This is a genomic window from Ammoniphilus sp. CFH 90114 (assembly GCF_004123195.1).
GTDB lineage: Bacteria > Bacillota > Bacilli > Aneurinibacillales > RAOX-1 > YIM-78166.
In genome coordinates, this window is the sequence record NZ_SDLI01000028.1 from 1 (window position 1) to 21,868 (window position 21,868).

Here is a 21,868-nt window from a genome sequence, read left to right on the forward strand (position 1 = left end):
GGATCAGTGATGACCACCCCTACTCTCTTCTTTATCATAATGTGGGATGTACTTGAGTGTGTTAATACCCGATCTAATACTTTTTCAGTAACTGGCATAAAGTAATTCAATATTAGCCCCCCTAAACAAACGGTTAATAAAGTTCCAACGCCTATTGGTCCATTTAAAATCAATGACATTATCAAGAAAACAAGGTAAATCAATGTTCTTGAAAAAAATATATTGGTTCTAGTTAATTCTTGCATGATTAACGTTAAGCGGTCAATTGGAATAGGTGCAAAGTTTGTGTGTAAATAGGTAGCCGTTCCTAATCCTATAACAACTAAGCCGATTCCAAAACAAACAATTTTGCTGTACCATAGTTCAGGTGTTATCAAATTGTTCAAAAAGAACAGCCACATATCAATACCAATACCAGTTATAAAGGCTGTTAACAACCCCAAAACTTCAGGTTTTTGTCTGTTTAACAATGAATTACAACCGATCAATATAAAAGCTAGAATGATTTCCCAACTCCCTACCGTTAGCCCCACATTTTTGGACAGTCCTACCAAAAGTGCATCAAAAGGTGAAGTTCCAAGGTCTGATTGTATTGTGAAAGAAATACCAAGGGTTAATATTAAAATTCCTAATACATAAAAAACATATTTCACTTTACTCACCCTCTTCATCATTTTTTGTTGCAAATGCAATAAAATTAAGTTAAATTTAATATATAGACTTTTTATTGTATTTGCAACAAGAATATCTATTAAGGAGTTAATTATGAATGAAATTCTTCGTGAAATTGGAATGATTGCAAGGGCATTAGATTCTATAAGTAATATAGAATTTAAAGCATATGACCTTACAAAAGGGCAGTATTTGTACCTTGTGCGAATATGTGAAAACCCAGGAATCATTCAAGAAAAGTTAGCCGAGATGATAAAAGTAGATCGAACAACAGCAGCTCGTGCTATAAAAAAACTTGAATTAAATGGGTTTATTGATAAGAAAGATGATGAGCATAACCAAAAAATTAAAAAACTTTTTCCAACAGAGAAAGGGAAAAATGTTTATCCTTTCATAAAAAGAGAAAATGATCATTCGAATAAGGTTGCATTAGAGGGATTTTCTGAAGTGGAAGTGGAGACCATTTTTAATCTTCTTCAAAGAGTAAGAGAAAATGTTGAAAAAGACTGGGAATTTGTAAAAAAGGGAAACAAGAGAATTTATTGATTAGATAAAGGAGCGACATATTTACATGACTATAAATATAAAAAAGTGTACCCTTGAAGATTTACGCAAACTTCAGCAAGTCAGTTATGAAACATTTAATGAGACATTTAAGGATCAGAATTCACCCGAAAATATGAATGCCTATTTGGAAAGGGCATTTAACTTGCCACAATTAGAAAAAGAATTGGACAATAGTTCTTCAGAATTCTATTTCGTTTATTTTAACAATGAAATCGCTGGCTATTTAAAGGTTAACATTAATGATGCTCAGACTGAAGAAATGGGTGATGAATCACTTGAAATCGAGAGGATCTATATAAAGAACAAATTTCAAAAACATGGTCTGGGTAAATACCTGCTAAATAAATCTATGGAAATTGCGATGGAACGCAGTAAAAAGAAAATATGGCTAGGCGTATGGGAAAAAAATGAAAATGCCATTGTTTTTTATAAGAAAATGGGTTTTGTTCAAACTGGAGCCCACTCTTTTTATATGGGTGATGAAGAACAAATTGACTTAATAATGATCAAAACACTCCTATAACTTTTTTGAAAGGTGGATTATGATGTATATACCAAAATATTTTAAGGTCACAAATGTTGATGAAATTTGGGATTTTGTTCAAAAAAACTCTTTTGCCACGATTGTTACTACAGAACAAGTGAAACCAATTGCCACTCATTTGCCTTTGGTATTAAAGAAAAAAGGCGACGATTACTATCTTACTGGACATATGGCTTATGGAAATCCTCAGTGGAGAACATTTGAAACCTGTGAAGATGTGCTTGTTATGTTTCAGGGACCGCATGCTTATATTTCTTCTTCCTGGTATTCGCACGAAAATGTTCCAACTTGGAATTATCAGGCTATTCATATGTATGGAAAAGCAAGTATTTTAGAAAAAGATGAACTAATAGAAGAATTAACAGGAATGTTGAATAAATATGAACAAAATCGTGAAAATCCAGTTTTATGGGATAAACTTTCTCCTGAGCTCTTAGAAAATCAACTAAAAGGGATTGTTGGTTTTAAGATTAAAGTTGCAGAAATCCAGGCTGCTTATAAATTAAGCCAGAATCGTAATGAAACGGATTATATTAACATTATTAATAATTTACAAAATGAAGGAAATCCAAATTCGAAACAAATGGCAGGACTAATGGGAAAGAGATTAAAAAATCAAATATAAGCCCACTTTATTCACCACTCAGATGGAAGAATTAAAGAACGGAACGGAGCTGTCATATTGGCAGCTTCTTTTCAGATTGTGAAGGAATGTACTTACGCTAACGGGGATCGATTGTTGAGAAGGAGTGTGTCATCGCTTCTTCTTTTTGTTATTCATCATTTGGCAGTTTACTGAAACTTCCAACCTATGGATACGTATAAACTGTGAGATGACTTTTTTGTTGGGAGGGGTAAACCAATGACTTATTTTTCGAGATTATTTAAGAACTTTTTTTTATTTTTTCTTGGTTGTCACCCATCATTACTAATAAAAATTTAGAATACAATGTTGCCTTGTTGAAACAGGAGGATTGGTTTGCTGACATAATGCAAGATGAAAAAAATCAATATCTTATCCTAAACAATATTCTTATTCATAACTACCTTATTGATGATAAGAAGGTAGCGAAACTTAAAGATAATGCCGAGGAAAGAGAGCATTTTTTAGAGATACTAGAAGAGCAAAAATCACATTATGATTGGAGCAAATTGTAATTTGCTTGTTTGGCTTTTATTGTGCGATTAAATAGCGGGGGAACGGAATTGGCATCCTTCTCTTGCGGTCAATAGTTATATTTGTGGGAGGGGTTATATTTGGATTTGTTAATCATATTCCTTATCCTTGGTTTATTAGCTATCCTTAATCATTCCTTTTCCGATTGGTTAAGGACACGTTTTTCTCGTTATAACTGTTTAGTTTTTACTGCCTTTGGGAACAAGCAATTTTCTAACATGGTTAGCAAATTAGATAGACAGGGTATCCCTTATCGTTCAAGATTCCATAATACTGGCTCTGATTATTTTAATGATAGTACACAATATGATATCTACGTTAAAAAACAAGATGAACGTAAGGCACAACAGGCTATCCATACTGAGTTCAAAGGATAACTTGCTTTATTTCGTTAACGGGGATCGATAGCAGGGGAACGGGATCGGCGCATCCAACCTGTATGTTTATGGAACTTATTGTAAGTAATTGGTATAACCTGATAGGAGGATGATGCGAAATGGAAACTATACTTTGGGGCTTAATGTTTTTCATAGTCTTGATTTTAGGGGTAATCGTATTGGTGAAAGGAATCATAGGTCGAAGTAGTCAGCACATCAATCACAAAATTGAAGCGTTGGAATCGAAAGTTAAAAAATTGGAAGATAAAATTAAGAACATCACTTAGCTATCCTTGATTATTCGGATAGCTTGTTTTTTATATAGTCTTTGTTCTGCTAAACGGGATCGAAAGTTAAGGAAGGTTCCATTTCCGTGGCTATTTTTTAGTTGTTCAGCTAATTGGAGGTTAGTTGAATAATTGAAACTTTGACATAACAAAAAACGTAAAAATGGTAAATAAGCCTGCTTGATTTTTGGAAGGAGGAGTCAGATGGAATATCTTGGTTATATAATTATTGTTCTGATACCGCTAATTTATTTTGTGAAGAGAAATGCAAATAAAGAGTGGGTGGAATTAAAATTAGAAGATAAGAATTTAAAACAATTACAAGAAATCCTATTATCTTTTCAACGAAACGGAATACGATGTATTCTTGGTAGAAAGGCTTCTATATTTGGTTCTTATGTTGAGGTCTATTCTGGGCAGGATACAAGAGATGTTAAGCTATTAATCAGTAAAGAAGAGTTCGATAAAGCCAAGCAATTGTTGTTGGAAAAGAGTTAACTAGGTATTTTTATTCAAGTAACGGGAGATCAATAGCTGAAGATTGGCTGACAAGGCTATAGGTCAGGAATCTTTAATAACTATTGAGGGGACATACGTTCCTCTATGTGGGGTGCAAAGGGGAGTTTTCCAAGGTAAGCGGACATGGGGTCCGTTATTTCTCTGATTCGGAGGATTTTCAAATGATTCTTGATGAAATAAGGAATCATATGTCCGCCAACTCCTCTAAAATAGGGTTTTTAATGAAAATAGAGGATTCTATGTCCGGATGATTTTAAGACTGACTTTTATTCAACTAACGGGTGTCAATAGTCAAATTAAAAACAGAAAGAGTTTATACCCTGAGCGATATGGGAGATAAGCTTTTTTGGAAAAGGGTCTATAAGTGAAACTTTTTATGGATATTTGATTAATGAACAATTAGTGGGTGTTGTATCTATAAGGTAGCAGGTTGGTAGTTCATCCTTCTCATTTTCGGAAAGGGATCGGTGCAGAATTACTAAGGTATGTAGAAAATATCGAAATTGGAATAGATGAAATCATCATTTCAACAGGAGCAAAGAATATGAGGTATCTCAGGGAATAATGTTAAGCCAGCTTGTAAAGAAAAAGATAACATCATAATTCTGTTATCTTTTTTATGAGCTATCGGAGATCGATAGTGTAGGGACGGATTTCAGGCATCCGTCCCGTGTATCGTTGTTCGCGTAACGAGAGTCCTGATGATTTTTAGACTCTAATTCATAATTTAGATATATCAGAAGTTGAAGAGCGGAGTTTTGTTTACCGCATCTCTTTTTTCTATAAACAAACGAGTTAAATCAATTTGAAAGGAGTATAAGATTATTAGTAGGCGATCCCTACACGTGATTTTATATAATCGCTCGTTTTTAACTGTCTAAATGTAAATTCTGCTGTATCCGGTACGGATATTTCAACTCCACCCTCCGGCAAGAAATCTCGATCTATTCGATATTTGCCGACCCTTTCTCCATCCGGCAAGTACGTAGGACAGACAATCGTCCATTCGAGGGTTGATTGTTTGAGCATATCGTAAACTTTATGATGTTCTTTCGCTGCGCGGGTTGATTTACGCTTTGATTCACTTGACTGATAACGCAGACAATCTGGCGTGGTTCTACTTTGTAGGATACCTGCAGTTCCTATAGTTATGATCCGTTTAATACCTTCGTTTTCCATTGCTTCGATAATAAGTGGCATACTTTCTGATAGCGTGGATGTGCCATCGGTATTTAGTGCACTAATAACTACATCAATCCCATGCATTGCACGTACGATATCATCTTTATTTAAAACATTCCCTTGAATAATGGTTAAATTTTCATTATTTATTTGAATCTTCTCTGGAGTGCGAACTAATACAGTAACATGATGTCTGTCATACAGGGCATAAGTAACGATGTGACTTCCAACTCGTCCCGTTGCACCTAAAAGTAAAATATTCATAAGAACGAGCCTCCTTTTACAAATACTAATATTTTACTATAAAAGTTATTTTATTGTCTTTTTCAAACGGGATCGGCATCCATCCCTTGCTTTTTGCTATGAGGGAGTTAGTTGAGCTGAAAAGAGAAGAAAGGAGAAACGCCTTTCTTCTCTATACTTGTGCCCACTTCATGGATACCCCCTTAGGTAAGGGATTGACCCCATTATAGATCATTTGGCTGATGAGATTATCCGCAATGCCATTGAAGCCGGAACGGAAGATGATCGTTTTTTTCCGGTAGAGNCATTGAAGCCGGAACGGAAGATGATCGTTTTTTTCCGGTAGAGAAAGAGGAGCTTGATCCGAAAACATATGGCTTAATCGTAAACCATAGGAAAAGAATGCCCTGCTTCTTCCAGACCTGGAAGGGGTAGACTTACGAAAGAAAAGGCAGGTATTGGTGCGGATGAAGAAGAAGTAGAGTATTACCGATTTAGGGTCGACAGATACGTCTAGGTCAAACTGCGTTCAAAGTGTGGGTCAAAAATAGACGGAGTTAATTCCGTTATATCATGATTCGACCCGAAAAGAGGAGATATAGGCGGAAAATTTTCCGTAATTAGCTCAAAACGAGCTGATTTTTGAGGTTTCGAGGTCATTAGGCGGAATTCGTTCCGCTATTCCAGGTGTTTTTTGCCCCTTTTAGAGATTAGCGGAAAATGGTTCCGTTATCATCAGAGGACGCAATGGATCGTCTGAAGTTATGATTACTTTGGCGTTGGCGATCAAAGGGCCAAGGATATTGGCCCTGATGGAAAGTCCTGCCTGATCATCCCCTTCTAGACGGATAGATCCGGCTTGCTTTTGGCGGAGAGCAAGCTCTTGAAGTTTCCCTTGTAATGCCACAAGAGGGTGGATTCCAGTAATATCAGGACAATCGCCATGGGGAGCAACTCAGGGTCTACAAACATGTGGAAGGCAAGAATGTTTACGATCAGCGGCAGGAGCACGAGCAACGTCAAAGGGATGAATCTTCGCATGAAGAGCATTAATCCGCACAAACATTCCACGCTTTTCACGAGCACGAGCAGGTATCCAGTTCCTAAAAAGTCCATCGCTTTAGGGCTTGTAGGAAATAAAGGTTCAAAACCAAACCATACTAAGTAACCATTTAACCCAGCTCCTAAAAAGATAAGGGCTAACAAAACTTCACAGACGCGATAAAAACCCTGCTTCATTCCTCTTCACTCCTCGCGCAAAATTGACCGGATGGTCATTTATATGGTAAATTATAACTAGAACTGACCATGTGGTCAATACAAAATAACATCACGAATGGAGCGAACTCATGAATCCCATATGGAACGATGAAACGGACGTGAAAAAAAAGCAACTGCTTCAGGCGGGACTAGAGGAATTTGCTGAGAAGGGCTATGATCTGGCATCTACCAACGCGATCATAAAAAAGGCGGGAGTGTCGAAGGGGCTTTTATTTCACCATTTCCACAATAAAAAAACACTGTTTCTCTATATTGGAGAACGGTGTACGGAGTATTTTTTTTCTTATTTAGAAAGTGAATCTTCTTCTATTTCGGCTGACCCGCTAGAGCGATTAAGAGACTTGAATCTGGTAAAAATGAAGCTTTTTATACAAGAACCCCTCATCTATCACTTGGCTATTTATCTTTTAGTGGTAAAATCAGAAGAAATTCAAGAAGAAGCAAACCAGTTTGAGCAGCGCTTCAATGAGCGATATTTTCGCTTCTACCTGGATGGGATGAATACGGAAATCTTGCGCAACGATATTTCCTATGAAAACATACTGGCTATTATTTTTGAATCGGTCGAGGCTTTAACCAGAAGCTATGTAGAAAAATACAAGCAGGTTGACGACAAAGGACTCGCTCTACTAGAAGGGCTGTACAAAGATTTAACAGATTATATGGAGATCTTAAAATATGGCATTTATCAAAGATAGAGAACCTCAATTGACTCTCGGGATCATTAAATCCTTGTGCGACCAGGCTTCTTATAAAACAGGAGAAGCTTACTACCGTGCCGGAAAAGTGACGTTGACGACCTATGACCCGAATTCTTCTTTATACAACGGGAGGGTGCAAGGAAACAGCAACTTTGATGTCCAGGTTAGGATCGATCCAAACGGCCATGTCGAGGCGGATTGTACCTGTCCCACGCTGGATTCTTACGCGAAACATTGCCAACATGTGGCGGCTGTCTTGCTGTTGATCCACGAGTTTCAACAGGATGGTTTCCTGGGTCATGACGAACTGACTTCCCCCAACAAGTCCGGCGGAGATTCTCAGCTCACGAACAGGGTCTTGGAATTATTCAGCGAAAACCACGCCCCTCCTCGCCATTTCCTCCACATTCACGATACGAGAGAAAGCCTGAATGTGGAGTTCATTTTCCGAGCCGTTCCTTATGCGGACGGGAAATATCTTCTCGGAATCGAGATCAAAGCGGGGCTCAAAAGGCTCTATATGGTAAAAAACATCCGAGATTTTCTCGATCGAATGGAGAAGGGAGAAGGCTTTGTTCTCTCCAAAAACCTTCACTATGATCCCTTGTGGCATGGGTTTCAAAGAGAAAATGAGGCCGTCATGCAACAGCTGATGAAAATCTACGAGCATGAAAAAATGGTTCGCGAACTATCGAACTCTGCTTCCGCTGGGCTTGCTCACGGGGAACGAATGCTTATCATTCCTCCGTCGTTCATCGACGTTCTTCTTCCTTTGCTTGCCGCTGCGCCCAAGGTGCAGGTGGAACAGGAGGGGAGGTTGTGGGATGGCCTTCAAGTGATAGAGGAACCCCTTCCGCTGACCTTCGCCTTCGATCAGCTAGACGACGAAGGCTGTCAATTGAAGGTTCAAGGCTTGGAAAGGATGACGGTGATGGAAGCCTATGGGTTGGTCCTTGTGGATGGAAAGCTGGTGAAGCTGCCGACGGATCTAAGCAAGCGTCTGTCCGAGCTTAAGTCCATGCTTGAATCCGGAGACCACCCACACATCCCAATTGCCTCTGAGCAGATCGAACTTTTTATGGAGAAAGTGATCCCGAGATTGAGGAAGCTAGGCACCATACAGATCGCTCCAGCCTTAACTCATCGGATGGTGCAAACTCCGCTGAAGGCCAAGCTCTATCTGGACCGGGTAAAGGATCGACTGCTTGCAGGATTGGAGTTTCAATACGGTGACGTTGTGATCAATCCGTTGGAAGCTCGTAGTCAGAATAAGAGCAGAAGCCGCATGCTGTTGCGGGATGGAGATCAGGAGCAGCGAATTCTAGAGCTGATGGATCGAAGTGCCTTTACCAAGACCGAGGAAGGCTATATCATGCATGACGAAGAGGCGGAGTACGATTTCCTGTATCATATGGTTCCTGAGCTGGAAAAGTGGGTCACGGTTTACGCCACCACCGCGGTCAAGATCAGACTCGTGACGGGACACGCTTCCCCGAAGGTCACGGTGAAGGTAACGGATCGTCCCAATTGGCTGGAAATTCGCTTTGATATGCAGGGGATTGCGGAATCAGACATTCAACACCTCCTCCAGGCCCTCGAGGAAAAGCGCAAATACTACCGGTTGCCCAATGGCGCCTTATTACCGTTGGAAAGCCATGAGTTTCAGGAAATCCGATCCTTTATAGAGGAGATGGGTATTCACCAGGGGGAGATCAAGGGGACGAAGGCCCTCCTGCCGGTTGTCCGCGGCGTTCATCTGATGGAGGCGAAGAGACAGGGAAAGGCCGTCGAGTTCGGGAAATCCTTCCGAATGCTGTTGGAAAACCTGCGACACCCCGATCATCGGGACTTCCCGGTGCCCCATACGCTCGAACCCATCCTGCGGGAGTATCAGAAGTACGGCTTTCAGTGGATGAAGACGCTGGCACACTACCGATTTGGAGGGATTCTGGCAGACGATATGGGGTTGGGGAAAACGCTGCAGAGCATCGCTTTTCTCCTTTCCGAGCTCCCGGACATCCGAGAGCAGAAGCGTCCCGCGCTGATCGTTTCTCCTGCCTCCCTCGTGTACAATTGGCAGCATGAGTTGAAGAAATTCGCACCGGAGATCCGCTCGGTCGTCGTGGATGGGAGGGGAGCGGAGCGCAGGCGGAGGGTAGAGGAGGGCTCTCAGGTCGACGTGTTGATAACCTCATACCCGCTATTGCGTAGGGATAGGGAGGCGTACAGCCAATCAAGCTTCCATACGCTTATCTTGGATGAGGCCCAGTACGTTAAAAATCACCACACGCAGACGGCGAAAGCCGTGAAGGAGATCCACGCTCAGTACCGTTTTGCTCTCACGGGAACGCCCATCGAGAATCGACTCGAAGAGCTGTGGTCCATTTTTGACGTCGTGTTTCCTGCTTTGTTTGCCGGAAGAAAGGCGTTCCATGGATTATCCCGAGAGCGCGTGGCCAAGACAGTCCGCCCCTTTCTGCTGCGCCGGGTAAAAAGCGATGTGCTTCAGGAGCTGCCGGAGAAAATGGAGTCGATTCAGGTGACAGAGCTCCTTGCGGAGCAGAAGAAGCTGTACGTGGCTTATTTAGCCCAATTGCAACAGGAAACCGTGAAACACCTAGCAAAAGACTTTCAAAAAAACCGAATCAAAATCCTCGCAGGCTTGACCCGACTTCGTCAGCTCTGCTGCCATCCTGCGTTGTTTGTTGAAGGCTATACGGGAAGCTCGGCCAAATTCGAGCAACTCATGGAGATCTTGGCGGAATGCCAAAGTGCGGGAAAGCGAGTGCTGGTCTTTTCCCAGTTTACCGAGATGCTTGGCCTCATGGGGCAGGAATTGGGGAACCAGGGTGTCCCTTATTTCTATCTGGACGGGAAAACCCCCGTTGCGGAGCGCATCGAACGATGCAACCGATTTAACCTGGGTGAGCGAGACGTGTTCCTGATTTCACTAAAGGCAGGAGGTACAGGACTGAACCTGACCGGTGCGGATACCGTCATATTATACGACCTGTGGTGGAACCCCGCTGTGGAGCAGCAAGCCGCCGATCGTGCCCATCGTATCGGGCAAAAGAAGGTGGTACAAGTGATTCGCCTGGTGAGCCAAGGGACCGTAGAAGACAAGATGTACGAGCTCCAGCTGAAAAAGAAGAACCTCATCGAGGAAGTCATCCACGAGGGACACCAGGAGCTTGCGGCCCTGAGCGAGCAGGACATACGAGAGATCTTGATGATATAGACAGACCGATTCGTGCTATTTTGGGGAATGGCCACCGTTTTTTTAGAGTGATCATGGGTGTGCTATAATATTTTCACACCCGAACCAAATATAAGCAGATGGTATAAAAAATTTACAGGGGGTTAACCATGTCAGTGACCAATTTTAAAGCAGAACAGAAATGGAGAAAACTACCTAAAGATATACAAGAATTGCTGATCAATAATGTTTTTTGCTCTGCTTGCGGAGTGACGACCATCGTGGATTACACTTTGCACGACGACAAAATGGGGATTCTTCTTAAGGGAAAATGCAAAAAGTGTGATAAAGAGGTTGCGAGGTTTGTTGAGAATGAGTAATAGCAGTAAGCTTACATGTTGGGTAGAATGACCAGTCTTTTTCCCATCCCGGGTTCGCAGGGGTTAATTAATCAAGCCTTCTCATAGACGAGAGGGTTTTTTCTTTACCAAATCGTCTGAAAAGACATCCATACTAACTTAGATATACCACTTGGATTACTCTGGGCAAAAATAACCGGACGATTTTCCGCTATTTTTGCTAACGTACAATAAACACCCGAATTAGCGGAACGAATTCCGTCTATTGGCCTCGTAAACCCCAAAAAAAGCTTGTTTTGAGCCAATAACGGAAAATTTTCCGTCTAATATCCCCCTTTTGAGGCTGAATCTAGGGATAGCGGAAAAAATTCCGCCTATTTTTGACCCTACCAAACCACCCATTCCCCTCCCAGGTAAGGGACTGAACCCAATCCTTTCCTTCTCACCTTCTTAGTCTGAAGTCCATTAGGATGATAAGTGCCGTTGCCGTTCATATCATCCTGCCATATCTATGTAAAATAACGAAAGGACTAAGTCTCGAGTTTTTAACTATAAGGAGTGATCTTTAATGGGAATAAAAAGACGTAAAGAACATTGTTTTATTGAAACGCATTCTACTTCTGATGTGAGCCTCGTTGATGCATTAGACGTTAGACTTGTACCTGTAGTAACAACAATACCTGTAGTGTCCCATCGATTTTTTGAAGATTTTACGACTAACCATAATAAAGCATTCGTGGAATTTAGAATAAATCCAGTATCAGCGGTTCTTGCCCTGATTAATGCTATTCTTCAAATGCAATTAATTGATTTCAACTTAGTAGTAAAAACACGTGGTATGGAGATCCCTCAAGAGATACCAATAAGAAGTGACTTTGCCGGTCAATTTGAAGATTTGGAATGGGTTGCCTTTAGACTAAATACTCAAGACAATCTTCCAGAACCAATAGATCTATCTTTAGTAATAGGAAACTTAAGAGTTCAAAAAACATTCTGCATTTGCTGTGGTGGTGAAGACAGTAACAGAATCTCATAAAGCTGCTTTCCGGCAAAGTCCTAGGATTCACTATGAAGTGATTCCTAGGGCTTTATTTATTTGATGAAAGATGAGAAGAATAAGTTATTCAACTATTACACTTATAATTGATAAAACATATTAGTGTATAGGAAGGGAATTAAGGAGGAATTTAAGAATTGTGGGATTATGTTATTATAGGTGCGGGTTTAGCGGGTAGTGTTTTGGCAGAAAGAATCGCCAGCCAACTTAATAAAAAGGTTCTGATCATAGAAAAAAGAAATCATGTAGGAGGAAATTGCTATGACTCATATGATCAGAATGGGATCCTTGTTCACAATTATGGACCCCATATATTTCATACAAAAATAGCTAAAGTGTGGGATTATTTATCGCAGTTTACGAGATGGATCGAGTACCATCACAGAGTTTTGGGCTTCGTGGATGGTCAAAAAATACCTATACCTTTTAACTTGAATTCTCTCTATAGTATTTTTCCAAATCTAGTTGCGAAGAAACTGGAACAAAAATTAATTAGATATTTTGGATACAATAAAAAAATACCGATATTAAAGTTGCGACAGATTGAAGATCCTGAGTTAAACTTTTTAGCCGAGTACGTCTATGGAAAAATTTTTTTAAACTATACCCTTAAGCAATGGGGAGTCAAACCAGAGGAGCTTGATCCTTATGTAACCGGAAGAGTGCCTATTTATATTAGTAGGGATAACCGATATTTTCAAGACCGCTTTCAGGGGATACCCGTGGGCGGATACACCAATTTATTCTTAAAAATGCTAGAACATCCTAATATCAAGATTCTTCTAAAAACCAATTTTAAAGAAATACTTAATATAGATTTGGATCTCTCTAAAATGGTTCTTATGGGGAAGGAGTTTAATGGGAAAGTCATTTATACAGGACCCATCGATTACTTTTTTGATTATAAATATGGCAAATTACCTTATCGCTCTCTTCAATTTCATTTCCACAATATAAACACACCGTTCTATCAAGAAGTTGGAACAGTGAATTACCCGAATGATTATCACTTCTTAAGGATTACTGAATTTAAATTCATGACAAGCCAACAATCCCCCACTACAACCATTGTAAAAGAATATCCCCAAGAATATATTCCAGGTGTTAACATACCATATTATCCCATTAAAAATACTAGCAACCAACTGATATATGAATTATATAAGAATGAAGCCAAACGGCTACCCCATGTTTTTTTTGTTGGGAGGCTCGCAGAATATCAATATTATGACATGGATGCCGTGGTTTCCAAGGCATTACGGATTTTTGACGAAAAAATCAACCTTCCTTAGGAGGTCATGATGGAAATGAATTCTTCCCCATCTGATACGGTGATCAATCGTTCAAGAGGGAATAACCAATTGCTCATCATTCTTGCAGGCTATAAGGACTATTTGTGGAATATGACTCTGTTCAGGATAGCAAAGTTTGCTCCGAAAGATATGGATATTTGTATAGCTTCTTCAGGAATTCGCTCGAAAGAATTGATGAAATACGCTGAGAAATTCAACTGGTCTTACGTTGAAACGAAACGAAATGATCCAGGATTCGTTCAAAATCTAGCTATACAAGTCCACCCACGAGCTCATTGGATTTATAAGCTTGATGAAGATCATGTTATTGCTGAAAATTTTTTTGAATCCCTTCACCAGGGTTATATTTCAATGCTAAAAACCGGATTGAAAAAACCAGGTTTTATTTCCCCTCTTGTCAATGTTCATGTTAATACCTACGTCGAATTTCTAAAGAAAATCAATAAGGATCAAGAGTACTTTAAAAAATTTGGAGAACTCTCTTTACACCCACAACCAACAAAAGCGCATTATGACGGAGTGGCTGCCAAGTGGCTATGGATGAATAGTTTGCCTTTTGATGCTGTTGCAAAACAACTAAATAGTCTTCCTTTCGGATACACCATTGTAAACCATAGATTTAGTATAGGTTCTATTTTATTTGAAAGGGACTTCTGGAAAAGAATAGGAGGGATGGCTGTAGTAAAGGAGGATGGAGAAAGGGTTGGAAAAGATGAATCGTACCTTTGTAAGCAGTGCCTAGAATTACAAAGACCCATTGTTTTTATCCATAATGTTTTTGCAGGTCATTATTCCTATGGACCTCAAAATGATGTCATGAAAAATTATTTAAACATTCTTTTGCCTCACTTATCCATTTAACGATGTAGGATTGTGTAGCGATTCGCGCACAGCTCCAATCATTCTTGAAGTGAAATAAATAAGGTAACGAGATTGGAGCAGTTCTTCAAGGCTGCTCCTTTTCTATATTAAGCTAAAGAGAGTTTAGCTTAGTACACTTTGTTATGAGGGTAATCATTTTGGACTTACAATTTCCTTAATTCTTCCCTGTTCACAGCTTCGGGGGGACGTTCAATCCATTTTTTTGTTATTCCTAAATGCGTGCCTTCCTCTGAATAAGACGTCACTTCAGATATGAGTAGTGTATATAAGGCTCCGATGTCTCTCCTCATACTGGTTGCCAAAGATGCTCCATAATCAGCCATGCTAATCTGCATCATTTGAACTACATGTGTAAACATCAACCGATCCGAGAAAGGGGGTTCTGTTGAAGTGGTTACAAACATGCTGGAACTAGCAGGGATGGTGATTTCTTCTTGTTTTAAAGGCTTGCTCAACAATTCAATATGTTTTTTACCGATTTCAATGCCTTTTAACAAAAACCTTCGAAATGCTTCATCTTTTGTACATTGGGAAAAACCCCTGACGAGGGTCAGTCCAGTATTATTTAATACGATATTACTATAAAGGTTGGCGATACCTAATGCATCTAATGGTCTTTTCTCACCAAACAGTCCATTTAGATACGATTGTTGCTGAATCCATTGTTCTTGTTCTGGATAGGGAATAACGGGTGGTCTGCTATAGATACCTTTAGATAACATAATCTCTACTGACCTATTAAATAAGGCAGATGAAGAGGATAAAGACTCGGTATAAAATTCACGGATATCTTTCCTTGAACTAATTGTTAATGCTATTGCATTAGATGATACCCATGTCTTTGAGAGGTTCTGTATGTAACTGATTAGGTATTCGTCAGAAAATAGAGGCATGGCGTTTGGGTTAACGTCATTTTCAGTGAAACCGTGGGGAACAGGAATTCCTTCCTCTTGAAAGTAAGCTGTTAAGCGTGATACATGTTTTTGGGAAAGCTCTAGGGCATAGGAAATCGAGGGTTGAAGGGACTCATCTTTGACTATCGCAAGAAAATAACGTAGTACACATGTAGTCATAGTGGAAGTTTGGTAATTTGCCCATAAATTTGCAATCTCAGCAGTAGTCAGTTTGATTGGGTTCATGTGCTTCCCATCCTTAATTAAATATTACTCTTAGAATTCTCTATAAAAAGGAATTTATGTATTTTTTTACATAAATGATCGAGTATAGCATTAACATGCTCGGCAAGCTAAACGGCGCAATCGCGGCCCCGATCACTGGTACGGTGATTCCAACTTTTTTCCTTAAGATGGAGATGGCCTTTACGTTTCTCGAATTTCATTGGAATGGGTCGGATCCGGTACCCGGAGGCCGGGGATCTGGTCGAACTGGGTGATGTCCATCTTCCCAATCGTTGGGGAACCGTTAGGAAAGTAGTTTAAGGGAATTCTCGAAGGTACTAAATCTTCCACGACATGCGGAACTTCCATTACAGCATTATGGCCACCAAAAAGTTCTCCATCAAGTACAGAATCATCCACAGAAAAATCATTCGGAATTACAATGCAAGCATCAAATCTACAGTGATCAGGAAGTGTTGTAACGGGGTTATCTTGTGGAATTGCAAATAGAATTGCAGATTCAAGAAAATTTTTCTCTTTAGCCCATTTTTTTAACTTCTCCATTACTTCGATATTGGCAGGTCCATATGGACCAACTCTTCGCATATAAGCAATACGATAGTTTGGAAATGATTCGACTTTGAGTTTCTCGTAATCGAAAAAATTTCCGATTGTAAAGTGGGTATTGCTATGAAAGAAACCAGTAAAACAAAACGTCAATATATTTAACGTACTTGGGGTTATTCACAGAGTAAAGGGTGCTCAAGTGGTTTGGGAGAGGAAGAGTATAGTGAAAAACAAAGAAAAAAAGAGATTGATCATGTTTAATCTCTGGGAGATAGAAGAACAAATGTCATGGTTTACGGATATGTCCTTACAGGGATGGAGGCTTACTCGTCTTAATCATGGGTTCGCAACATTTGAACCGTGCGAGCCAGAAGAAATCATTTATCGCTGTGAATTTTCACATCAAAAATCAAATGCCAAAACGGGATGGGAGTTTGTTGGTTCGCGAAATATCATTCACGTTTATAGAAGAATACCTGGTGAACAGAGTATAGAGATTCATGCAGATCCTATTAAACAAGCAGAAGGCTTATCTATCCTCAAAAGGAGCATATTTACAAGAGGGTTGCTAACTTTATTATTGACCATCTTATTGGTAGGTTTGACCATGGCCAAATTGAAAATTGACCCTGTTGGAAATTATCTACAAGACACTTTCATCGAATCCTTCGTATTTCTAATTGCCTATTTCTTCATTAGTTTTACTATGGTGAAAGGGATGATTCATACTTCCAAGCTTATGAGGAAATTAAAATCAGGCACTCTTCTTGAGCATAACACCAACTTTAAGCGGAAAATGTATCAAAATCAATGGATAGCGGGTTCAGTAATCCTAATGATGTCATTATGGATGATAAACATAGTTACCAATCTATTAACAGTCCCCAATGATCCTTTTCCACCCATTCCAAAGGGGGAATTACCTGTAGTACAACTATCTGATTTTATGGATACACCCTTAGGTAATCAAGGCAAGGTAGGAGAACCTTTTCATTACTTTAGGGAAGATTCCAGCTTGCTAGTGCCCAAACAATATGAATTAAACCAAGAAGCCACTGTTCATGCTACGTATAAACCAGCCATTCGTTCTTACTTGTATGAAGTACGCAGCACATGGCTTGCAGAGAAATTTTTAAAAGCGTTAAAAGTAAAAAACACCTCTTATAATGAAAACTACGAGTCCATACAGGATAGCGCCTTTGACGAATTGTGGATCAGCAAAGAAGAGTATAAGTCAGCGTTTATCGCAAGATTCAATAACCAAGTCTATTATGTTGTGTATTTTGGAAAGGAGCCCATCGAAGCATTGATCGATGAAGCACTCGCTAAGGCCAAAGGCTAACTGCAGCTTCGCCTTAAATGGTTCTTAGACGACGATCAGGAGTTACCAACATATCGGCTACTTTATGTTCCTACTACCAGTTCTACTCATGATCCTGAGGGTGACCGGACTTTACGATATATCGATGCCATCATAGCCGAACCTATCTGGGGAAAGTCATTTTGAAACGAGGGTTTAAAATTGGATTCCTTCTTAAAAATTCTAGGTGTAATGATTGTCTTTGCTATATTGTTGAGATATCTTGAAGGAAAAAAGCAACCAATTCGTTATATAGTGGGTCTAGTCTTCATCACTACACTAGTGATTTGGATCGTTGAATTGAGCGTAGGATATTTCTTCTAATCTTTGACTAGGGGTGAAAAGGGGGTATTTATGAAAGTGGTGCGAATCAATGTTTGGATCATTTTAATTGTTAATGCATCGTCGGTATTCTTATGAAAATGAAATCAACTATTATTCAAGCCATCATTTTTTCAATAACAACGCATTTGATATTTATAGGTGGAGGATTTATCTACTTAGAATATCTTAAAAGGCAAGAACTAAAACAAGGAATCACGTCACATTATGACTTCGTGGTTGTAGGAGGTTCAATTTATTCATTATTGTCTATGACTGTTATGGCTTTAATGTTGCTTTATATAGTTGTCAAGTGGAGTATATCTCTGTTCCGCTAAGGTTGTACAGAAGATTACTCAAAAGAAAAGAAAACTCGTGGGATTAAAACAAAGGAGTAGCTAATGGCAAATAAACTACAGCTTAAACAAGTATTAGGTAAAACAGCCTTTTATGGTAATGGTGATCCTACAGGAATTTTCTATAATGAGAATCGAAGCAGAATGGCTCTTGCCAGTAGATATGATCTGTACAGCTGGGAGGGGAGGGAAATTGGAGCCACTCGACGCCTGCTCCGTTATCGTGTAAGCCTTTATGATACAACAAATTGGAATAGGCTTGGAGTGTTAGATTCATGGTATCCCGTAAATGATATTTCGTTTCATCCTTTGGAACCGGTTATTGCTGTTTCGACAGGATCCTATGACGGAGGCTATATCTATGATGGAAAACTAATGATCTGGGATTATGTGTTGAATCAGTCTCATTCTGTATTTGAAGAGAGTCGTAAAGTGGTATCTGCTCGCTTCAATGAGAGGGGAGATGAATTAACGTTTATCCTCAGCCCACGAGATGATGAAGAAGAGAGGAATTATAAATGTAATTTCCACTACTGCACTGGCAAGTTCATGACTGGACTAAGTCTTAAGGATCTTAAGCCGGTCGGAACGTCCGAGATGAAGAGAATGGTGCCTACGATTAGAGAAAGGAAGCAAATCAAGGAGAGACTAACGGAAGAACTAATACAGTTATCAGCCGATTATGAATACCGGTCAAATGCCTGGTGTGTTAAGTGGGTTAATCAAGATGAATTGATCGTTTCCGGTGAGGCTCCCTACTTGGAAAAATGGACTGAAGGGAGTAGAGAAAAGGTCTATCATTTATATGCTAGAGGTGTTCAACTATTCCTATCTACTAATCATGATCGTATATATCTTAATAGTGAGGAGATGGAGCTGCATCCCGAATTTCAGATGGAGTTCCCTGTAAGTTACTTTGCTAGTTTTAAACTTTCATCTTTGGATCCAATACATAAACACAAGCTCGTATTACCCTTTGCATTAAACCAAAATAAAGAAGGACTGTTTTTTCTGAAAAGCTGCGCAGATCAAGATCGTCCAAGTAAAGATATGCTTTTTAATCACGAAATACAAATTGTGGAAGAATGGCCTGCAGAACATATTTCTCAGGTCGTGCAAACAGATGAGCAAAAGGACTTTTACTATTGGTTTAAGGAGCAAAATCAAAAGTTCATTGTGAAACGGAATCCTGATACTCAAGTGGAACAAACGTATAGCTTGGTTGAACCAAAGAGTTTGATTCAAGAGGATTATAAGATATCGCCAGATCAGGTTCAAGTGCGAGGTGAAGAATATATCGTGTCCGCTCGAATATTTCATCCTCAAGACTTTGATTGGTCTACAACTAAAGGGATCATTTATAGCATGACTCTTACAGGAGAGACCAACTGGATTTATCATCTGGATGGACATGTCATTGCCTTATGCTATACCAACCAAACAGATACTATGGTGTTCTCCACATCTACAGGACAAATTGGGATTCTATCAGCAAAAACGGGAGAACTCATAGATATTCAGGATGTTTGGATTGATCATGGTCGAAGCATGATTCTTTCCTTGGATACCTATGAAAATCGAATCGTAGCTGGTACTGTCGATGGACTAGTACTTATTTATAATTATGAGGTGAAGTAAATATCACTTATACTATAGAAACAGAAGAGGCTGTAACCGCATAGGGACATTGAGCCATGTAAGACAATAGAAGAAGCTGAAGAAATTCTCGTGAAAGTTTTTTGCATGGCACGGGATACGACATCCATCCCCAGCTCAAACTTCATGGATTGGCCATTCAGTTTAATATCGACCACTTTACAGGAATTGGAGAAGGACAGGAATAGTTAGCAGTCCCAATTTGATTGCCGACTATAATCAAGAGATGGTTCAGGATTTTGATAGAGCCTTGAAATGATTAGCGAGTATCTCTGCCGCCAACGGTAAAGCGCGAATTTGATCACATCATGGTCTTGGGAGCTCCTGAGAGAAAAGCTTTATACAATTGATCCCTAGCATTGAACGTAGGCCTGTTCACCTTCACATTCGTTGGTGTCGTCAAAGCCAACGGACGAGCAAAAAGCTTTACCTCGTCAAAGAGATAAAGCTTCTTGTCGTGCTGACATACATGACCAAAAAGAAATAGAACCATGAGATGCAACTCTGAACTATTCCCTCACCCAATTTTCGACCAAAAGGGGATTCATTATACATTGGAAGTAGAGGTTATTGTTCGCGACTATTCCTATCAGCCAAAAACTGTAAAGTTTTGCTATACTATGATTAATGCCTCTATGACTTTCGGAAAAAATAGCTCTATTTCTTTAGCATGATATAAAGGGGGCCATACTCTTGAAATTCGAATCTACAAAAAAAGATACGAAAGAACTCTCGGTTACTATTTATACAGACAAATTTGGTGTCGTGAAGGAAAAGCGAAGGATGCAGCTGCCGACCAATGAGGAAGTGAGCGAGATCCATTACTTGGATGTGGCTGAGAAAATCGAAACCGACTCGCTTATCGTCGAAGGCCTCGATATTAAAGAGCTGAATTTTGATTATGACTTAGTCAGCAAAGAAAAGATGCTTGAAAAGTATCTAGATCATAATGTATTTCTTGAGGATCGTGATGGAAGATCAGAATATCGTCTATTAAGTATACAAAATGGGATCGTCTTGGAAAATGGCAACTCCAAAGAAATTGTGATCAATCCCGAAGGGCAACTGATCTTACCGAAGCTGCCTGATGGATTGATGGTTAGACCCGCATTGATTTGGAAGGTACAGCCTCCCAAGCACAGTGAAGTGAAAGTTTCCTATATTACCCAGGGAATGGAGTGGATCGCCAATTACGTCCTTTATCTAAAGGATGACACCTCATTCAACCTTTCGGGATGGGTCAATATTGAGAATCGTTCTGGTGCGACCTTTGAACATGCGCAAATCAAATTAGTAGCAGGAGATGTAAAGAGGGTAGAGAAAGAAACGATGTTCCGAATTGATGAATATGACCGCCCAGATGAATTGATTTTGTATAATCGGAGCTCTTCGTTTGAAGAGAAAAGCTTTGCTGACTATCATCTCTACACCTTAGAACACGAAACCACTTTAAAAAACAACCAGTCCAAGCAGATTAATTTTATTACCTTGCATAACATTCCTTATGAAAAATATTATGAGATCAACAGCAGGTCAGAAACACCGAAAATTATGATCGAATTTGAGAATAAGAAAGAGAATGGTCTTGGAATCCCTATGCCCAAAGGGGTGATGAAGGTCTACAGGGAAGATGCCAAAGATCATCATCTTGAGTTTATAGGCGAAGACGCCATTGACCATACCCCGAAGAATGAAAGGATTACATTACATATTGGAGATGCGTTTGATATTCGAGGAGAATACAGTCTGTTTGATCAACATAAAACGGAGGATGGAGCCGGTACTGAAACGCATCAGTATGAGATTAGGAATCATAAAGATGAGGTTATCGTTGTCAAGTTTGATCATTACATCCATCATCGATATTGGTCGATGATCGAACATAGCCATGACTTTAATAGATTAACAGCGAGCATCATTCAATTTAAGGTGCGGGTGCAGGCTCATGAAGTGATGAAGGTCAAGTTTCAAATACAGATAGACGAACGGATTGAGGTTAGGGTTAGGAAGAAGTAAAGCGCGAAGCACTTTGCGATAACTTATGACCAAAAAGAAATAGACCACCCTATGAGCTGACAACTCTGTGGTCTATTCTTCGTAATCCGAGCCGACCCCTTCATGGGGAACGTCTGT

At 39.7% G+C, this 21,868-nt stretch carries 23 protein-coding genes; 16 read left to right on the plus strand and 7 right to left on the minus strand.

Features of this window, described 5'->3' with window-relative positions:
- Nucleotides 1-653 (minus strand): YczE/YyaS/YitT family protein (locus EIZ39_RS25170; RefSeq protein WP_164985336.1); only part of this gene is annotated, 653 nt, incomplete at its 3' end.
- Between the two features lie 112 nt (nt 654-765).
- Here EIZ39_RS25170 and EIZ39_RS25175 point away from each other — a divergent pair.
- The 7 genes from EIZ39_RS25175 to EIZ39_RS27835 all read left to right on the plus strand — a co-directional run bounded on the left by EIZ39_RS25175 (nt 766) and on the right by EIZ39_RS27835 (nt 4,708).
- Nucleotides 766-1,218 (plus strand): MarR family winged helix-turn-helix transcriptional regulator, encoded by a 453-nt coding sequence (locus EIZ39_RS25175; RefSeq protein WP_129204153.1) that lies wholly within the window; start codon nt 766-768, stop codon nt 1,216-1,218.
- 25 nt (nt 1,219-1,243) lie between these two features.
- Nucleotides 1,244-1,762 carry a spermidine/spermine N(1)-acetyltransferase gene (paiA, locus tag EIZ39_RS25180; protein ID WP_129204155.1) on the plus strand — a complete coding sequence of 173 codons (519 nt, stop codon included), beginning with the start codon at nt 1,244-1,246 and terminating at the stop codon, nt 1,760-1,762.
- Nucleotides 1,763-1,784: 22 nt separating this feature from the next.
- Nucleotides 1,785-2,408, plus strand: coding sequence for an FMN-binding negative transcriptional regulator (locus tag EIZ39_RS25185; protein ID WP_129204194.1), 624 nt, complete (start codon nt 1,785-1,787; stop codon nt 2,406-2,408).
- A 632-nt stretch (nt 2,409-3,040) separates the two neighbouring features.
- Complete coding sequence (locus EIZ39_RS25195; protein WP_240675943.1) at nt 3,041-3,337, plus strand: hypothetical protein; 297 nt, start codon at nt 3,041-3,043, stop codon at nt 3,335-3,337.
- A gap of 119 nt (nt 3,338-3,456) precedes the next feature.
- Nucleotides 3,457-3,624 (plus strand): hypothetical protein, encoded by a 168-nt coding sequence (locus tag EIZ39_RS26990; RefSeq protein ID WP_164985337.1) that lies wholly within the window; start codon nt 3,457-3,459, stop codon nt 3,622-3,624.
- Between the two features lie 204 nt (nt 3,625-3,828).
- Complete coding sequence (locus tag EIZ39_RS25200) at nt 3,829-4,122, plus strand: nucleotidyltransferase family protein (RefSeq protein ID WP_129204159.1); 294 nt, start codon at nt 3,829-3,831, stop codon at nt 4,120-4,122.
- A 451-nt stretch (nt 4,123-4,573) separates the two neighbouring features.
- Complete coding sequence (locus tag EIZ39_RS27835) at nt 4,574-4,708, plus strand: GNAT family N-acetyltransferase (protein WP_129204161.1); 135 nt, start codon at nt 4,574-4,576, stop codon at nt 4,706-4,708.
- Between the two features lie 260 nt (nt 4,709-4,968).
- Here the strand turns inward: EIZ39_RS27835 and EIZ39_RS25210 are convergent, their stop codons facing one another.
- Together EIZ39_RS25210 and EIZ39_RS25220 are read right to left on the minus strand one after the other, a co-directional pair.
- Nucleotides 4,969-5,589 (minus strand): NAD(P)-dependent oxidoreductase, encoded by a 621-nt coding sequence (locus EIZ39_RS25210; protein WP_129204163.1) that lies wholly within the window; start codon nt 5,587-5,589, stop codon nt 4,969-4,971.
- 819 nt (nt 5,590-6,408) lie between these two features.
- Nucleotides 6,409-6,807 (minus strand): hypothetical protein, encoded by a 399-nt coding sequence (locus EIZ39_RS25220; RefSeq protein WP_129204167.1) that lies wholly within the window; start codon nt 6,805-6,807, stop codon nt 6,409-6,411.
- Between the two features lie 110 nt (nt 6,808-6,917).
- On the opposite strand from EIZ39_RS25220, the gene EIZ39_RS25225 reads away from it, so the two are divergent.
- From EIZ39_RS25225 to EIZ39_RS25250, 6 genes are all read left to right on the plus strand, one after another.
- A complete protein-coding gene (locus tag EIZ39_RS25225) occupies nt 6,918-7,547 on the plus strand; it encodes a TetR/AcrR family transcriptional regulator (RefSeq protein ID WP_129204169.1) in 630 nt (209 codons plus the stop codon).
- On the plus strand, nt 7,528-10,788 hold the full coding sequence (locus EIZ39_RS25230; protein WP_129204171.1) for a DEAD/DEAH box helicase: 3,261 nt from the start codon (nt 7,528-7,530) through the stop codon (nt 10,786-10,788). The genes EIZ39_RS25225 and EIZ39_RS25230 overlap by 20 nt, the downstream gene beginning before the upstream one ends.
- A 128-nt stretch (nt 10,789-10,916) precedes the next feature.
- Nucleotides 10,917-11,126 (plus strand): hypothetical protein, encoded by a 210-nt coding sequence (locus tag EIZ39_RS25235; RefSeq protein ID WP_129204174.1) that lies wholly within the window; start codon nt 10,917-10,919, stop codon nt 11,124-11,126.
- 547 nt (nt 11,127-11,673) lie between these two features.
- Nucleotides 11,674-12,141 (plus strand): hypothetical protein, encoded by a 468-nt coding sequence (locus EIZ39_RS25240; RefSeq protein ID WP_129204176.1) that lies wholly within the window; start codon nt 11,674-11,676, stop codon nt 12,139-12,141.
- 158 nt (nt 12,142-12,299) lie between these two features.
- The gene (gene glf, locus EIZ39_RS25245) at nt 12,300-13,454 is read left to right on the plus strand and encodes a UDP-galactopyranose mutase (RefSeq protein WP_129204178.1); all 1,155 of its coding nucleotides are present in this window, start codon (nt 12,300-12,302) and stop codon (nt 13,452-13,454) included.
- Nucleotides 13,455-13,469: 15 nt separating this feature from the next.
- The gene (locus EIZ39_RS25250) at nt 13,470-14,336 is read left to right on the plus strand and encodes a hypothetical protein (protein ID WP_164985338.1); all 867 of its coding nucleotides are present in this window, start codon (nt 13,470-13,472) and stop codon (nt 14,334-14,336) included.
- 164 nt (nt 14,337-14,500) lie between these two features.
- Here EIZ39_RS25250 and EIZ39_RS25255 read toward each other — a convergent pair whose 3' ends face one another.
- Genes EIZ39_RS25255 through EIZ39_RS25265 form a run of 3 tightly spaced genes read right to left on the minus strand, consistent with a single transcriptional unit; the run spans nt 14,501 to nt 16,147 of the window.
- The gene (locus EIZ39_RS25255) at nt 14,501-15,496 is read right to left on the minus strand and encodes a DUF3231 family protein (protein WP_129204182.1); all 996 of its coding nucleotides are present in this window, start codon (nt 15,494-15,496) and stop codon (nt 14,501-14,503) included.
- Between the two features lie 40 nt (nt 15,497-15,536).
- On the minus strand, nt 15,537-15,671 hold the full coding sequence (locus tag EIZ39_RS27840; RefSeq protein WP_129204198.1) for a hypothetical protein: 135 nt from the start codon (nt 15,669-15,671) through the stop codon (nt 15,537-15,539).
- A gap of 5 nt (nt 15,672-15,676) precedes the next feature.
- Nucleotides 15,677-16,147 carry a GyrI-like domain-containing protein gene (locus tag EIZ39_RS25265; protein WP_255434058.1) on the minus strand — a complete coding sequence of 157 codons (471 nt, stop codon included), beginning with the start codon at nt 16,145-16,147 and terminating at the stop codon, nt 15,677-15,679.
- Nucleotides 16,148-16,265: 118 nt separating this feature from the next.
- Between EIZ39_RS25265 and EIZ39_RS25270 the strand changes: the two genes are divergently transcribed.
- Entirely contained in the window at nt 16,266-17,384 is a 1,119-nt protein-coding gene (locus tag EIZ39_RS25270) for a DUF2812 domain-containing protein (protein WP_129204186.1), read from the plus strand.
- A 740-nt stretch (nt 17,385-18,124) separates the two neighbouring features.
- Nucleotides 18,125-19,717: a DUF659 domain-containing protein gene (locus tag EIZ39_RS25275; RefSeq protein ID WP_129204188.1), complete on the plus strand. Its 1,593-nt coding sequence runs from the start codon at nt 18,125-18,127 to the stop codon at nt 19,715-19,717.
- A gap of 319 nt (nt 19,718-20,036) precedes the next feature.
- Here EIZ39_RS25275 and EIZ39_RS25280 read toward each other — a convergent pair whose 3' ends face one another.
- Nucleotides 20,037-20,228 carry a hypothetical protein gene (locus EIZ39_RS25280; RefSeq protein WP_129204190.1) on the minus strand — a complete coding sequence of 64 codons (192 nt, stop codon included), beginning with the start codon at nt 20,226-20,228 and terminating at the stop codon, nt 20,037-20,039.
- A 200-nt stretch (nt 20,229-20,428) separates the two neighbouring features.
- Between EIZ39_RS25280 and EIZ39_RS25285 the strand changes: the two genes are divergently transcribed.
- The gene (locus tag EIZ39_RS25285; RefSeq protein WP_129204192.1) at nt 20,429-21,751 is read left to right on the plus strand and encodes a DUF4139 domain-containing protein; all 1,323 of its coding nucleotides are present in this window, start codon (nt 20,429-20,431) and stop codon (nt 21,749-21,751) included.
- Nucleotides 21,752-21,868 lie beyond the last annotated feature (117 nt).